This window comes from Corallococcus sp. AB018 (assembly GCF_003986945.1).
Lineage (GTDB): Bacteria > Myxococcota > Myxococcia > Myxococcales > Myxococcaceae > Corallococcus > Corallococcus exiguus.
The window spans coordinates 1-15,581 of sequence record NZ_RAWR01000145.1; the positions used below are offsets into that span (position 1 = coordinate 1).

The 15,581-nt window shown below is 68.9% G+C and carries 12 protein-coding genes; 9 read left to right on the forward strand and 3 right to left on the reverse strand.

From position 1 onward, the window contains the following. Positions 1 to 87: 87 nt before the first annotated feature. The 6 genes from D7Y11_RS27280 (at position 88) to D7Y11_RS27305 (ending at position 7,431) form a co-directional block, all read left to right on the forward strand. Positions 88 to 1,101 (forward strand): serine protease, encoded by a 1,014-nt coding sequence (locus D7Y11_RS27280; RefSeq protein ID WP_126935165.1) that lies wholly within the window; start codon positions 88 to 90, stop codon positions 1,099 to 1,101. 327 nt (positions 1,102 to 1,428) lie between these two features. Then, positions 1,429 to 2,730: an aminotransferase class I/II-fold pyridoxal phosphate-dependent enzyme gene (locus D7Y11_RS27285; RefSeq protein WP_126935166.1), complete on the forward strand. Its 1,302-nt coding sequence runs from the start codon at positions 1,429 to 1,431 to the stop codon at positions 2,728 to 2,730. A gap of 29 nt (positions 2,731 to 2,759) precedes the next feature. Continuing rightward, on the forward strand, positions 2,760 to 4,037 hold the full coding sequence (locus D7Y11_RS27290; protein ID WP_120578373.1) for a sterol desaturase family protein: 1,278 nt from the start codon (positions 2,760 to 2,762) through the stop codon (positions 4,035 to 4,037). Positions 4,038 to 4,076: 39 nt separating this feature from the next. After that, a complete protein-coding gene (locus D7Y11_RS27295) occupies positions 4,077 to 5,345 on the forward strand; it encodes a GNAT family N-acetyltransferase (protein ID WP_126935167.1) in 1,269 nt (422 codons plus the stop codon). Then, on the forward strand, positions 5,342 to 6,529 hold the full coding sequence (locus tag D7Y11_RS27300; protein WP_120578375.1) for a GNAT family N-acetyltransferase: 1,188 nt from the start codon (positions 5,342 to 5,344) through the stop codon (positions 6,527 to 6,529). Before D7Y11_RS27295 ends, D7Y11_RS27300 begins: the two co-directional genes overlap by 4 nt. 2 nt (positions 6,530 to 6,531) lie before the next feature. Continuing rightward, on the forward strand, positions 6,532 to 7,431 hold the full coding sequence (locus tag D7Y11_RS27305) for a formyltransferase family protein (RefSeq protein WP_126935175.1): 900 nt from the start codon (positions 6,532 to 6,534) through the stop codon (positions 7,429 to 7,431). A gap of 44 nt (positions 7,432 to 7,475) precedes the next feature. Here D7Y11_RS27305 and D7Y11_RS27310 read toward each other — a convergent pair whose 3' ends face one another. Continuing rightward, a complete protein-coding gene (locus D7Y11_RS27310; RefSeq protein ID WP_121755134.1) occupies positions 7,476 to 8,060 on the reverse strand; it encodes a DUF2378 family protein in 585 nt (194 codons plus the stop codon). A 371-nt stretch (positions 8,061 to 8,431) separates the two neighbouring features. Between D7Y11_RS27310 and D7Y11_RS27315 the strand changes: the two genes are divergently transcribed. Next, positions 8,432 to 10,561 (forward strand): M4 family metallopeptidase, encoded by a 2,130-nt coding sequence (locus D7Y11_RS27315; RefSeq protein ID WP_120578378.1) that lies wholly within the window; start codon positions 8,432 to 8,434, stop codon positions 10,559 to 10,561. 100 nt (positions 10,562 to 10,661) lie between these two features. Here D7Y11_RS27315 and D7Y11_RS27320 read toward each other — a convergent pair whose 3' ends face one another. Together D7Y11_RS27320 and D7Y11_RS27325 are read right to left on the reverse strand one after the other, a co-directional pair. Continuing rightward, positions 10,662 to 11,972, reverse strand: coding sequence for a M18 family aminopeptidase (locus D7Y11_RS27320; protein WP_126935168.1), 1,311 nt, complete (start codon positions 11,970 to 11,972; stop codon positions 10,662 to 10,664). Positions 11,973 to 11,984: 12 nt separating this feature from the next. Further along, a complete protein-coding gene (locus D7Y11_RS27325; protein ID WP_233597164.1) occupies positions 11,985 to 12,818 on the reverse strand; it encodes a hypothetical protein in 834 nt (277 codons plus the stop codon). 118 nt (positions 12,819 to 12,936) lie between these two features. Here D7Y11_RS27325 and D7Y11_RS27330 point away from each other — a divergent pair, with 118 nt between their 5' ends. After that, positions 12,937 to 13,644: a hypothetical protein gene (locus D7Y11_RS27330; protein WP_126935169.1), complete on the forward strand. Its 708-nt coding sequence runs from the start codon at positions 12,937 to 12,939 to the stop codon at positions 13,642 to 13,644. A gap of 124 nt (positions 13,645 to 13,768) precedes the next feature. After that, positions 13,769 to 15,463: a M12 family metallopeptidase gene (locus D7Y11_RS27335; protein WP_233607408.1), complete on the forward strand. Its 1,695-nt coding sequence runs from the start codon at positions 13,769 to 13,771 to the stop codon at positions 15,461 to 15,463. Positions 15,464 to 15,581: the final 118 nt, after the last annotated feature.

The following is a 15,581-nucleotide window of genomic DNA, read 5'->3' on the forward strand; positions in this document are numbered from 1 at the left end:
GGTGGGGAGCGGGCAGGCTGATACAACGTGATGCAGCCGGTCACATGGAACGCATCCCGTGGGAATGCCGGCCGAACGGGGGTGGCCATGTCCGACGACGTCCAGGCACGCCGTGCGCGGGCCGAAGAGGCCCTTCGGCGCACGAGTGCCTCCCTGGTGTTGCTGGACCTGGGCAGCCACACCGCCACGGGCTTCGTCATCTCCTCCGAAGGCCACGTCGTCACCAGCCTCCACGCGGTGGCCAGCGCGCGCGCCATCACCGCCGTGCTGCCGGACGGCCTGCGCTCCTCCGTGGTCCAGGTGACGGCCGTGGACGAGCGCCGCGACCTGGCCGTCCTGTGCCTGTCCGTTCCGGACCTGGTCCCCGCCCTCTCGCTGGGCCCGGCCACGCTGCCCTCGGAAGGCGAGGCCCTGAACGTCGTCCAGGCCCACGCGGACCGCTCCCCGGAAGCGCGCACCCTGGAGGTCCGCGCGGTGCAGGTGCTGGGCGAATGGCTCACCCTGCTGGAATTGTCCCGCACGCTGCCCGAGGACGCGTCGGGCTCGCCGGTGCTGGACGCGCGCGGGCAGGTGGTGGGGCTGGCCACCGCGGCGCTCGCCAACGGCCGCGCGCTGGGGCTGGTCATCCCGGTGCGCTACATCGCGCCGCTCCTCAAGACGCCCGGCCCGCCCCGTCCGCTGTCCGCGTTGGACGCGCCCCGGCAGCGCGCCACCCGCGTGCGCCAGGTGCCGCAGCACCCCGTGGGACTGCTGGAGGGCTGCGCGACGCCGGCCGTGGAGTCCGTGGCCTCACTGCTGGGCCAGGCCATCAACGTGGGCGCGCCCGCCTACAACCAGGGCGACGTGGAGGGCTGCTACCGGCTCTACGCGCACACCGCCGAACAGCTCATCGACGAGCGCGACGACTGCCCCGGCGTCCAGCGCGCGCTGCGCGATGGCCTCTTGCGCTGCGAGAGCCTGAAGGACGTGGAGGACCGCGCCTGGGCCCTGCGCGACACGTTCGACGGGTTGATGGACGTCATCGGCCGGTGGCGCCAGGCGCGCCCGGCGCCACTCACCCCCGCCAACAAGCGCCCCCCGCCGAAGACGTACCTCAACTAGCGTCGCGACCCGACACACGCGGAGCAATTCCAGTAAAAACATAATAAGCAGCCATGCTTTGACAATCTGCTTATCATTGTATAACTGGAAGTCGCCACGGCAGGGGGACTGCGGCGAGCACCCGACCTGGGTCTCGGCAGCGTGGCCATCCGGTACGTCCCTGCACTCACACCTGAGTTTGAACCGTCCACGCGCAGCGGCTCCCCGTACCCGGACCGCCCTCGAGGCCTCGCTTTCCATCGCCCGTGGCGTTCGCCGCACGCGCGCACGGGAGAGGGGCGCCCGAAGGCAGGGGATCCTTGCGCCGTGGCCTGGGAAGCAACGTCCATGGACATCACCGCCCCTCCCCGTTTCGTGAAGAACCGCGACCTCACCGTGGGCTCCGCCCGGCTCCAGGAGGTCCAGAAGGCGGTCCACTACTATGTGGACAACCACCACTGTGACGTCATCGGCCGCGTGTTCCACGGCATCCCGGGACGCGAGGCGAGCGTCAGCCTCAGCCCGACCCGCCGGGAGGCGGCCTCGCGCGGACGCCGGGAGGTCCTCCACTTCGGCTCCTACAACTACTCCGGCCTGAACGGGCACCCGCGCGTGGTGGCCGCGGCGGAGGCGGCCCTCAAGCGCTACGGCACGACGGTCAGCGGCGTGCGGCTGCTCAACGGCACCTGCGAGCTGCACCTGGAGCTGGAGCGCGCGCTGGCGGAGTTCCTCGGCTTCGAGGACTGCATCACCTACAGCAGCGGCTACGCGGCGAACCTGTCCGTGCTGTCCGCGCTGTGCGGCGAGGGCGACGTCGTGCTGTCGGACATGCTCAACCACCAGTCCATCATCGACGGGCTGAAGCTGTCGGGCGCGGACGTGCGCACCTTCCGGCACAAGAGCCTGCGCAGCATCGAGGGGGCGCTGAAGAAGCTGGCCCCCGAGCAGCGCAAGTTCATCATCACCGACGGCGTCTTCAGCATGGACGGCGACGTGGCGGACCTGCCGGGCATCGTGGCGCTGGCGGAGGCGCACAACGCCTTCGTCCTCGTGGATGACGCGCACGCCACCGCGGCCATGGGCCCTCACGGCCGGGGCACTCCGGCGCACTTCGCCCTCCAGCACGGCGTGGACGTGCTCACCGGCAGCCTCAGCAAGGGCCTGCCGGGCATCGGCGGGTTCGCCGCCGGCACGAAGGCCACCATCGACCTGCTGCGCTTCGGCTCCAACGGCTACATCTTCTCCGCCTCGCTGCCGCCCCCCATCGCCGCGGGCCTGCTGGAGGGCATCCGCATCCTCCAGGAGCAGCCCGAGCTGCAGCAGCGCCTGCACTCCAACGAGAACGTCCTGCGAGCCGGCATCCGCGCCATGGGCCTGGACTGCATGAACAGCGAGTCCCCCATCATCCCCGTGCTGATGCCCGCCTACGAGAAGACCTTCGAGCTGACGCGGCTGCTCCACGAGGAAGGCATCTACGTCAACCCGGTGGGCTACCCCGCGGTGAGCAAGAACCGGACGCGGCTGCGCATCAACGTCAGCGCCAACCTGACGCAGTCGGACCTGGACCGCTTCCTGGACACCCTGGACCGCTGCAGCCGCAAGCTGGGCGTCCAGCAGCAGGACCCGGCCCTGGCGCGCACCGGCACCTGACGCCCTCCCCCCTCCCAGGACGCGCTCCCATGGACCTCAAGGAACAGCTCCTCTACGGGCTGCCCGTGTTCTTCACCCCCATCCTCCTGGAGCTGGTGGTGGGGCTGTTGCGGCGGCGGCCGGCGTACCGGCTCAACGACCTCATCACCAACGTGACGATGAGCCTGCTCACCGTCCTGGGCAGCGTCGTCATCGCCGGGGCCACGTTCGTCTTCTACGGGTACGTGCACCAGCACCACGCGCTCCTCGCGTTGCGCAATGACTCGGCGTGGACGTGGGTGCTGGCGTTCCTGTCCTACGACTTCTTCTATTACTGGGCGCACCGCCTGCATCACACGATGGCGTGGATGTGGGGCATCCACGTCGTCCACCACTCGGGCGAGGACATGAACTTCGGCCTGGCGGTACGCCAGAGCGCCCTGGGCGAGCTGACCACGTGGCCCTTCTTCGTGCCCATGGCGCTCCTGGGCGTCTCGCCGGAGGTCTTCCTGGGCATCACCAGCCTCCAGCTCGTGTTCCAGTACGCCATCCACAACACCTACGTGCCGCCGCTGGGCTTCCTGGAGAAGGTGCTCGTCACCCCGTCCCAGCACCGCGTCCACCACAGCCGCAACACGCCGTACATCGACAAGAACTACGGCAACATCCTGGTCGTGTGGGACCTGCTCTTCGGCACCTACCAGCCGGAGCTGCCGGAGCACCCTCCCGTCTATGGCCTGCGCGCGGGCCTGCGCTCGTGGAACCCCTTCACCGCGCACTTCCACTACTTCGGCGAGCTCTTCCAGAAGGCCGCCGCCTGCGAGCGGGTGTCCGACAAGCTCCTGTGCATCGTCCGCGGTCCAGGCTGGACGCCCCCCTCCCTGCGCGCGGACCGCTTCCACGACGCGGATGACGGGCCGTCCGCCACCTTCCAGAAGTACGACCCGAGGCTGCCCTGGCCCGTGGCCGCCTACTGCTTCGCGCAGTTCCTGGTGCTCGCCGCCGGAATCCTCCTGGTGGCGTGGCACCTGGACACGCTGGGCGTGGCCGCGCGCGTCCTGGCGCTGGGGCTGGTCCTCGTCAGCACCTGGACCCTGGGGGTGCTGATGGATTCGCGCCCCTGGGCCTGGCGGATGGAGTGCGCGCGGCTGGCCTGCGTGGCGCTGTTCATCCCCGCCCTGGCGCTGATGGAAGGCCTGCCCCTGATGGGCGTCCTGCCCCTGCTCCTGCACCCCGTCCTCGGCTCGCTGTGGCTCTTGCGCTTCCGGCCCATGTTCCAGGAAGGCGCGTCCCCGGCTTCCCGGGCCCCGGGCGCGCTGGCCGCCTGAAGTCCCCTTCCCTTCCGCACCTCCTTCGCACGACACGTCATGACCGCGTCCGCCACCGCCATCGGGAGCGCTCCCGCGCCCCACGCCCCTCCAGGGCCGCTCGAACTCCGCTGGGTCTCCTCCATCCAGGACATCGGCCGGGAGGCCTGGAACACCTGCTTCCCCACCTCTGACGTGATGCAGGCCTACGAGCTGCACCAGGCCACGGAGGCCGCCAGCATCGAGGACGTGCAGTTCCACTACCTCCAGGTCCGGAGCGCGGGCGAGGTGCTGGCCGTCGTGCCGTGCTTCCGCTTCCGGATGTCGCTGACGGTCATCGCGCCGGACAACGTCAACAAGGTCGTCTCGCAGGTGCGCCGCGTCCTGCCGGGCTTCCTGTTCCTCAACGCCTTCGTCATCGGAACGCCCATCGCCATCTGCAAGGACCTGCTGGGCGTGCGCCCGGACCTGCCGAAGCCGCGCCGTGACGCCGTGCTGCGGGCCATCTCCGACGAGGTGGTGGCCCGGGCCCGGCACCTGAAGCTGGGCCTGGTCTTCATGAAGGAGCTCACCACCCGGCTGCTGCCGGAGGTGCGGGACGTGCTGTCCCCGCGCTTCTCCTTCGTGGAGAGCGCCGCCACCACCTACCTCTACCTGGGCGAGCCCGGGAAGAGCACCTACCGGGAGCGGCTGCGCAAGAAGTACCGCTCCCTCATGAACAACCGCATGGCCCGCGTCCAGGAGGCGGGCATGCGCTGGGAGCAGGTCGCGGACTTCTCCCGCTACGCCGCGCAGATGCACCCGCTGTACCTCCAGGTGCTGAACCGTTCGAAGATCCGCTTCGAGACGCTCAGCGTGGACTTCTTCGCCCGGCTGCCCGCGCTCCTGGGCGAGCGCGTCTTCGCCCTCCTGTGCTTCAAGGGCGAGCAGCTGGTGTCCTTCGAGCTGTTCCTCAAGGACGACGAGTGGGTGCACCCCATCTACCTGGGGCTGGACTACCACCTGCGGGACGAGGGCTCGCTGTACTTCAACAGCATCTACAAGATCGTGGAGGTGCTGGAGGCCCACGGCAAGGCCGTGGTGCAGCTGGGCCAGACGAGCTACGCCGTCAAGGCGAGCATCGGCGCGGTGGTGGACCGGCTCTACCTGGCCGTCCACCACACGAACCCGGTGCTGGACGCCCTGCTGAAGCGCTTCGGCGCGGAGCTGTTCCCGCCAACGCCGCTGCCCCGCTCGCAGCGCGTGTTCCGGGACATGAAGGAGAACGACGACGGCCTGGCCCGTCACGGCATCCACTTCGAGCGGCTGGACGACGGGAGCGAGGAATGAGCACGGCCACCACCACGCGGATCCACTCCAGCATCCAGCACGTCCCCCAGGCGCTCTGGGACGAGAAGCTGGCCCAGGGCCACCCCTTCAAGAGCGCGGCCTTCCTGTCGTGCCTGGAGGACTCGTTTCCGGAGCGGAAGTTCGGCTACCTGGTGATGTCCCAGGGCGAGGACGTCGTCGGCCTGGCCGTCATCACCGAGGAGCGCCTGGACCTCACCCTCCTCATGCCGGACCGGGTGGGCGCCCTGGCCAAGGGGGTGCGCCGGGTGATGCCGGGCTTCCTGTCCCTGGGCCTGGGCATGGTGGGCACGTTCGAAACGGCGCAGCGGCACTGGTGGTACGACGCGCGCAAGCTGTCGGAGCACGACTTCGCCCAGGCGCTGCTGGAGGCCTGTGACGAGGTCTGCACGAACTCCGCGCTGCTGCTGGTGCGCGACTTCATGGAAGGGCTGCCGGAGGACCTGCGGCTGCAGTCGTGGTTCCTGGAGCGGGGCTTCAAGCCGGTGGCCAACCACCCCATGGCGATGGTGACGCTCGACGGGATGAGCAGCGAGGAGCACTTCCAGCGGCTGAAGAAGAAGTCGCGGCAGAACCTGCGCAAGAAGTTGAAGGACGCGGAGGCGCTGGGGTTCCAGGTGGAGCGCGTGCGCGACTTCCGCCCGCTCATCGACGCGTGCTACCCGCTCTACCTCCAGGTCCACGAGGGCGCCTCGGAGTTCAAGCGCAACCCCTTCCCGCGCGCCTTCTTCGAAACCATCGCGGAGCGCATGCCCACCACCAGCAGCTTCCTCACGCTGCGCACCCAGGAGGGCCAGCTCATCGCCTTCATCCTCACGGGCACGGGCGGCGGGGTGCACAACCCCTTCCTCATTGGCATGGACTACGCGCGCACGGAGGGCACCCCCGCGTACTACCTGCTGCTCTGGAAGGAGCTGGAGCACGCGGCCCGGCACGGGTGCCGGGTGGCGGACCTGGGTCTGACCAGCTACTTCGTCAAGCAGACCGTGGGCGCGGAGCTGGAGGGGATGACCATGGCCGCGCGCCTGCAATCCCCCTGGCTGCGGCCGCTCATCAACCCGCTGCTGCCGCTGCTGCTGAGCGAGAAGCAGCCCGAGGAGCGACGCCGCTTCCGCGTCTCCACGCCCGACGACGGCCAGCAGCCCCCCTCCCACAAGGCCGCGTGACCATGATCCGCTTCGCCTATGGCTGCATCCCGTCCATCATGTCCCTCGCCTTCGCCAACACCCTGGTGCGGCGCGGGGGGCTCGTGCCCACCGGCATCCTGCTGTCCTCGGGGGGCCTGCGCTTCCAGAAGAAGCGCTACACCCCGGCCCAGGTCCTGCCCGTCTTCCTGCGGCAGTTCGGAGCGCGCTTCACCGGCTACAACGTCCTCGCGGGGCTCGGGGGAACGCTGCTGCCCTTCGGCGCCCCTCGCGGCGGGCTGATGAGCTTCCAGCAGCTGTCGCGCGCCTACGGCATCCCCCTCACGGTCAGCGACGACTTCTCCGGGGAGAAGACCGTCGAGTCGCTGCGCCGCCAGGAGGTGGACCTCGTCGTCACCAGCATGTGCGATCAGATCCTCCGCGAGCCGCTGCTGGGCCTGCCGCGCCACGGGTGCCTGAACATCCACCCGTCGCTGCTGCCGGACTTCCGCGGCGTGGACTCCATCTTCCAGGCGATGCTGAACGGCGTGCCGGAGGTGGGAACGACGCTCCACCGCACCACCGCGCGCATCGACGCAGGGGACGTGTATGGCCAGTCCGCCTTCACGCGCGCCGCGTCGGACTCCCATCTGGCGCTGACGGTGAAGGCGACCGCGGCGGGGGTGTGGCTGCTCAAGCGGCACGTGGAGGCGCTCGCGCAGGGCCAGACGCCCCCCTCGCACGCCATGGACGTGACCCGCGCCCGCTTCCCCTACCGTTCCTGGCCCACGCGCGAGGAGTTGGAGCGCTTCCACACGGCGGGCCAGGTGTTCTGGCGCGCGGAGGACTTCCGCCGGCTCCTACGCTTCGATGACCCCACCGACCCGACGACGCGGGACGTGCCCCCCTTCGCCGGGGAGCCCTTGAGGACCGCGGCCCGCTGAGCCCCTCCCCCGCCGGAGCCGTCCTCCGGCGGGAGGCGCGCGGCTCAGGCCTCGTCCCAGCGGATCCGCAGCGAATAGGCGTGCTCGGAGCGCTCCAGCACGTCCACGCGCGGCAGCACCCGCGTACGGCGCAGCACCTGCTCCATCACGCCCGCCACGAAGTCCGGCAGCGGATCCGAGTCCACCACGCGCGCACGCCACTCCCGCGCGCGCACCGGCTCCAGCATCAGCTTCATGTCCTCGCGGCCCGCGCGCAGGTACGTGGGCAGCCGCGCCAGGCACCGCTCCGCGCCCAGGAGCGGCGCAGCCGCGGCGAAGATGCGCCCCACCAGCGTCTGCGCGAACCCCTCCACGTAGTGGGTGCCCAGCACGCGGTTGGCGTCCTCGCTCGGAAGGCCCGGGCACGCATGCCGCCGCGCCACCGCCAGCGACGCGCGCCACACCTCTAGAGGAAGGCGCTCCTCCACCGTGTCCGCGTCGTAGCCCACGTCCCGCAGCGCCTGTGCGAACGGACCCGACGGCCTCAGCGCGTGCTCGAACAGCCCTTCGAAGTTCCGGCGCGGCACCCGCACCATCAGCAGCGGCAGGCCAGGGGCCTCCCGCGTCTCCGGATGAATCCACGTCTCCATGTCTTCCAACCCCCCCAGGGTCCAGCCCCCGCACCAACCCGGCCGGGAAACCGTGTCTCACTGTATCAGCCTCCACGCGCCGGGCCTGCTCGCCTGGTTGCCGCTCAGGTGTACTTTTCCAAGTATTTCTCGCGAATTTTCCCGCCCGCCTCGCGCTGTTCTATGACGGCTCGCATCAGGGATTTCAGGAATTCGGGTCGCAATGGACCCCTACTGAAAGCAAAATTTCTGTGTCAACCGTTGAATTCACAGGAAGTCTACCATCGGTATCCTCCGATTTCTGGGATGCCGCGTTAACTTCTTTGAGCCATCGGAAACTCTCGGAGCCCCCGTGCGAGAATTGTTCATCCCCCTTGCAGCGTGAGTGATTCATGACCATTCGCCGCACCGACGGTTCGACGCCCGTTTCTCTCCGCCCCACCACCGACACCTCGACGACGGCGAAGGCCAAGAACGTTCTTCGCGTGAAGGACGGCTTCGAGTCCGTCTCCCGCACGGGCGCCGCCGCTGGCGCGCAGCCCACGGCCGCCGCCTCCGCGACGACCCAGTCGTCCTCCACGGGGGCCACCTCCGCGCAGACCGGCCGCCTCGCGCTGGACAGCAAGGAGGCGCAGCAGGCCATCCAGACGTCCCTGAAGGCCCTGACCCCGCCGATGACCGCGTCGTCGCTGCTGGCGGCGAACAAGACCGGCCCGACGCTGGCCCCCAAGAGCGTGGAAGTCGACGAGCTGGGCATGACCCACGTTCGCCTGGACCGCGTTCACGAAGGCGTGAAGGTCTTCGGCGAGCAGCTGATCAGCCACCTGGGCACGGACGGCAAGGTGTCCAGCGTCACCGGTGAGCAGAACCCCATCCCCGCGGGCCTGGGGACGCAGAAGCCGAAGCTGGCCCCGCAGGCGGCCATCGACATCGCGAAGAAGGAGCTGGGCGGCAAGGCCGACAAGCAGCCCTCTTCCGAGCGCGTCATCTACCAGGACGCGGAAGGCAAGTACCACTCCGCCTACCAGGTGGAAGTGACGCAGATCGCCGGGCAGGAGAAGCCCAAGAAGCAGAACTACATCATCGACGCCAACACGGGGAAGGTGCTGGAGAGCTTCAACAAGATCGGCGGCTGGTCGAAGTCCGCCGCGGCGCAGCTGCAGGTCAACGGCACGGCCAGCCCGAACGTGGCCATCCCGGACAAGGGTCAGGTCCAGTCGAAGATCAACATCCCGGACGGCGTCACGGTCGACAAGCTGTCCGTGGACCTGAACATCAAGCACACCTGGAGCGGCGACCTGAAGGTCACCGTGACCAGCCCCTCCGGCAAGTCCGCCGTGCTGCAGGACCGCAAGGGCGGCTCCAAGGACGACATCGCGGGCTCGTTCGACCTGTCCGAGGCCTTCAAGGGCGAGAGCGCCAAGGGCGAGTGGACGGTCACGGTCGAGGACAAGGCCGCGCGTGACACGGGCACCCTGAACAACTGGAGCCTGAACATCACCGCGAAGGAGACCACGCCTCCGACGGATCCGCAGAACCCGCCCACGGGCACCGCGGACGACCTGACGATGTACAGCGGCCACGTGGACCTGAAGACCAAGAAGGAAGCGGACGGCACGTACTCGCTGGAGGACTCGACGCGCGGCAAGGGCATCGTGACCTACGACGCGAACAACAAGTCCACCGCGTCCGGCCAGACGAAGATCTCCGACGACAACGACAAGTGGGGCGAGGCCACCGACCCGGCGCGCGCCAAGGCCGGCATCGACGCGCACTACGGCGCGGCCACGACCTACGACTTCCTCAAGAACGTCCTGGGCCGTGACTCCATCGACGGCGCCGGTGAGAAGCTCGTCAACTACGTGCACGTGAAGAACAACTACGTGAACGCGTACTGGGACGGCGAGAAGATGAGCTACGGCGACGGCGACGGGAAGCAGTCCGGCCCGCTCACCACGCTGGACATCGCGGGCCACGAGATCGCGCACGGCCTCACCGAGCGCACCGCGGGCCTCATCTACAGCGGCGAGTCCGGCGGCCTGAACGAGTCCTTCTCCGACATCATCGGCACGGGCGTGGAGTGGTACGCGGCGCAGAACAACCCCGAGGCCAAGTGGAACTGGACCGTGGGCGAGGCCGCGTGGACGCCGAACAACGGCGACTCCGAGGACGGCCTGCGCTACATGAACGACCCGACCAAGGACAACTACTCGGTCGACAACTACAAGAACTACCCGAAGCAGACGGAGGTGCACGGCTCCAGCGGCATCTCCAACAACGCCTTCTACCTGCTGGTCGAGGGCGGCAAGAACAAGACGTCCGGCCTGGAAGTGAAGGGCGGCATCGGCATGGAGGACGGCCTGAAGATCTTCGGCCGCGCCCTCACCACGTACATGACGCCGAAGACGACGTTCGCGCAGGCCCGCGAGGCCACCATCAAGTCCGCCACGGACCTGTACGGCGCGGACTCCAACCAGGTGCAGAAGGTGAAGGACGCCTGGACCGCGGTGGGCGTGAACTAGTCTTCCGCTGAAAGCTTCCTGAAACATCCGAGGCGGGTCCGGTGTCACCACCGGGCCCGCCTCTTTCTTTTGCGCTCATGGCGCCGTCAGGCGCCCGGGCTCAGGCGAAGAAGCGAGACAGCACCGCCACCATGCGGGCCACGTCGGACGCGGCGGCCAGTTCGCGGATGGAGTGCATGGACAGCATGGGGTTGCCCACGTCCACCGTGCGGATGCCCAGCTGCCCCGCGGAGATGGGGCCAATGGTGCTGCCGCAGCCCAGGTCCGTGCGGGTGACGAAGTGCTGCGGCGTGACGCCCGCCTCCTTGCACAGCGCCGCGAAGTGCGCCCACGACTCGCCGTCCGTCGCGTAGGACTGGTTCACGTTGGACTTGATGACCGGGCCACCGCCCAGCTGCGGCTGGTGCTTGGGCTCGTGCATGGACGCGTAGTTGGGGTGCACCGCGTGCGCCATGTCCGCGCTCACCATGAACGAGCGGCGGATGGCACGGTGGAACGCGTCCGCGCGCCCATCCGAGTGCGCCTGGACGATGCGCTCCATCAGGTCCTTCAGGAACGGCGATGCGGCGCCCTGCGCGCTGCGGCTGCCGCACTCCTCGTGGTCATAGAGCACCACGCCCACCGTGGCCTCGCGCGGGCCGGTGTCCTTCAAGAGCGCGGTGAGCCCGGTGTGGCAGCTGGCCAGGTTGTCCAGGCGGGGCGCGTGAAGGAACTCACCGTGCAGGCCGGAGCGGGTGGACGGCTGCAAGTCGTAGAGGCACAGGTCGTAGCCCAGCAGGTCGTCCGCGGCGGCCTTCACGCCCGAGCGGCCCAGCTCCTCCACCAGCAGCGTCTTCAGCTCCGCGGGGCCCGCGCTCTCCAGGCCCAGCACCGGTACCATGTGATCCTGGGGGTTGAGCTTCAGCCCTTCCGTGTTGACGCCGCGGTTGAGGTGGATGGCCAGGTTGGGCACGCGCAGGAGCGGCCGGCGGAAGTCCACCAGGTGATGCTGGGGGCGGCCGTTGTGCAGCGCCACCACGCGGCCCGCGAGCGACAGGTCGCGGTCCGTCCACGTGTGCAGCAGCACCCCGCCGTAGATTTCGACGCCCAGCTGCTGGTAGCCGTGGCGGTTGACGGCCGCGTTGGGCTTGAGGCGCAGGTTGGGCGAGTCCGTGTGCGAGCCCACCAGCCGGAAGCCGGTGGTGTCCGCGGGCTTCGTGCCCAGCTGGAAGGCCGCGATGCTCGTGTCGCCGCGGATGACGAAGACCTTGTCACCGGGCTTCAGCGACCAGGACTCGCGCTCGTCCAGCTCACGGAAGCCCGCGGCGGTGAGGCGGCGCGCCGTCTCGCGCACGGCGTGGTACGGCGTGGGCGACGCGTCGATGTACTGGAGGAGGTCGTTGGCCTGCGTGTCGATGTCAGTCGGGCTCATGGGCCCGGCACGCTAACGCCGTCCGGCCCCGGTGCCACGTCCGACTGTCACGGCCCGGACAGGCGGAGGGGCGCCCGCCGGCAGGACGGTGGAGGAAGGGCGCGTCCCGGGCGCGGCATCCAGGAAGGTGCCCAGGAGCACCCAGCGGCGCGCCGCGTCCTCCTTGCCCGGCTTCGCGGCGAGCGGGGTCGTGTAGTGCCAGAAGGGCAGCCGGTACACGGTGACGCCGCCCACGGTGCTGACCTTGGTGAGCTCGGAGAAGTGCCCGTCCTTCGCGTACACGAGGTACTGGTGGTCCACGGCGGGAAGGGTGAGGCTCACGTGCATGTCCACGTAGCCGTCGCGCGCGTCCGCCTCCTCCGGGTGGTGATCATTGTGCGGGCCCGTGTAGTCGCCCGGGCCGTAGCAGAGCACCTGGATGCCCCAGCCCCGCTTGAGCGGCCGGCCGCTCACCGTCGCCGCGAAGGCCGCGAACGTGTCCGAGCGCAGGAGCGCCCTCAGCCCCACCGCCTCCGCCGCGCGCCACGACCGCGAGCGCCGGCTCTCCAGGAGCGCGGTCCGCACGCGAACCGTCTTGGGCAGCGCCTCCGTGTAGTTCTCCACCATGCCGGAGATGGAGTCCTCGGGGATGGGGTCCTCCATGGTCACGAGCGTGTCACGCAGCGCGGCATCCAGGATGTCCCGCGCAGCCGCCGCCTTCTTCACGTCGATGACGCCCTGCAGCGCGATGAAGGGCCTCGTGGGGTCCAGGAGCGCGCCGCACGTCTCGGAGTCTCGGCCTTCGAGAATGCGTCGGCCCTTCGGAGTGAGGAGATCGGCGAACTGGGTGGGTAGGCGCGGGGACATGGCGCGCACCATACCGGGACGTAGGCGGAACGCACGCGCCAGGGGGGCGCGCAAGGCAACTCCCCTGCCCTCCCTGCGATAATCCGGTACTCCGAAGTCCAGGGTAGAAGGCACATCCATGACCGAGATCCGCAACCGTTCCGCCGCACCCTCCGTCGCTCCGGCCCGCACGCAGGCGCCGGCCGCGCAGCCTGCCCGGACCAACCAGGCCACCGCGGCGTCTCGCGCGGACGTGCTCAACCGCGCGGAGCTGGCGCGGACCCGCGCGACGATGGCGCCGGTGCAGGCGACGCCGGGGTCCTGGCGCGGCGGTCCCAACACGGAGGTGGGTCGCGCCATCCAGACCATGCGTCAGCGCATGTCCGACGTGAACATCACCATCAAGGGTGACACGCCGCAGAGCCTGTTTGACCGGGCCATCCTGGACAACAAGCACATCACCAACGAGCAGATCCTGGAGATGTCCCGGGTGACGCTGCCCCAGCTGGCCACCGACCCGAAGACGCGCGCGAAGGTGCTGGAGCGCGTGCCCAACGCGCGCGAGCTGCCCGTGCACCACTTCACCGTGGCCATGATGTCCGCGGTGACGGGCATCGACCGGGCGGCGCTGTCCGAAGCCTGTCCGGACCTGGGCCTCACGGGCGCGCCGAACACGCCGCTGCTCTACGCCGCCAGCGGCGAGCGCATGCAGCGCTCCACCGCGCTGCACGACTTCACGGACTACATGCGCGGCGCGGGCGTGAAGGGCGTGAACAAGGCCGTCTGGGGCGTGGAGAACCGCATCCTGTCCGCCCTCGTCTCCGCGGTGGGCGGCGGGCGGTACTGACACGGCATCCGGGAATTCCCGGGTCGGGGAATGGCTGACGTGCCGGGCTTGAGCTGGCGTTCCAGGCTCAAGTCCAGACACACTCCATTCCCCACCCGTGGTGAAGGAGTTCCCGTTGAAGCAAGTGTTTGCGAAGTCTGTTGGACTGCTCGCGTTCGCGCTGGCCGGCTGTGATTCGGACAGGATGGCGGAGACCGAAGCAGCTGCGGTCGTCACGACCTCCGCGGAGCAAGAGCTGTACGTGGCCACCGACGCCATCTGGTACATCCCGACGACAGTCCCGGTGTGCTGGGAGGACGCGGGGAACGACCTGGAGAAGCAGTGGGCGCGTGAGGCGTGGGAGGACAGCTGGGGCGCGGAGGCCAACTTCGTCTTCACGGGATGGGACCGCTGCAACTCCTCCAATGACCACGGCCTCCGGATGGAGTTCCGGAATCAAGGCGCGGCCGTGGATCATCTCGGGTACTTCCTTCAGGGCCAGGAGCGCGCCGTCCACTTCAACTTGTGGCCGAATGGCCAATGCGACGAAGACGGACTCTTCACCCGGAAGCGCTGCGTGCGCTCGACGGTGATCCACGAACTGGGCCATGCGCTCGGCTTCGCGCATGAGCAGAACCGGGATGACAGGCCTCCGACGGCCACCTGCGATACCCAGGGGTCGGAAGGCCATGTGACAGTGGGTCCCTGGGACTGGGACTCCGTCATGAACTACTGCAATCCGGTCCGCAACGGCGACGGCGAGCTGAGCTACTGGGACCGGGTGGGGGTCAAGCAATATTACGGAGCGCGCGAACTGCCCGGCGCGCGTGAGTCCTTCCAGCGGATGCGCATCAACGGCGACGCCAGGGACGACCTCCTCGCCCGGCGCGCGGATGGCACCTTCGACATCTGGCTCTCCAATGGCAGCGCGCTGGTCTACTCGGGCTCCTTCTCCACCGGCTACACCGACGCCTGGGGCTGGAATGACGGCAACCGGTTCCTGGTGGCTGACGTCACGGGTGACGGCCAGAGCGACCTGCTGGCACGCAACGCCTTTGGCGGCTTCGACACCTGGGTGTCCAACGGCACGACGTTCACGTACGCCGGCACCACCAGCACGGCCCTCACGGATGTCAACGGCTGGAACGAAGGCCACCGCTTCTTCGTCATGGACGTCAACGGCGACGGGAAGGATGACGTCCTGGCCCGCTACGCCAACGGCGCCTTCGAGGTCTACACCTCCAACGGGCTGACGCTGACCTACAGCGCCGCGTTCACCACCCGCTTCCGCGACGATGAAGGGTGGAACGAGGGGCACCGCTTCTTCGTGATGGACATCGACGGTGCCATCTCTCCCACGACGGGCCGCCGCTCGAAGGAGTTGCTGACTCGCGACGGAGGCGGCGCCTTCGAGGTGTGGCGCTCCAATGGCTCGGTGCTCGTCTACGCCAGCGCGTTCTCCACGATGCTGAACAACGCGCGCGGCTGGGACGAGGGCCATCGCTTCATCGTGATGGACGTCGACTACGACAACCGCGACGACCTGGTGGCGCGGCGTTCCGATGGAGACCTGTCTTTCTGGCGCTCCAACGGGACGGCGCTCGTCGAGCAAGCGGCACGCGCCGAGACGCCATTCCGGACGGGGGCGGGCTGGAAGTTCGGCCACCGCTTCTTCCCCATGAACCTCGATGGAAGCGGCCGGCTGGAACTCCTGACGCGTGAGCCGTCGGGGACCTTCACCGTGTGGAATTTCACTGGCACGAGCCTGATCCAACTCTGGACGTTCCCCACGCCGTTCACGGACGCGAACGGCTGGAACGAGGGCAATCGCTTCTACTAGTCACATCCACCAGGCCCCCCGGTGACGTGAGAAACGCCACCGGGTGCCCGCGGTCCCTGGTCACGAAAGCATCACGCGTGCGTGCAAGGGATTGAGCTGGCCTTCCAGGCTCAAGTCC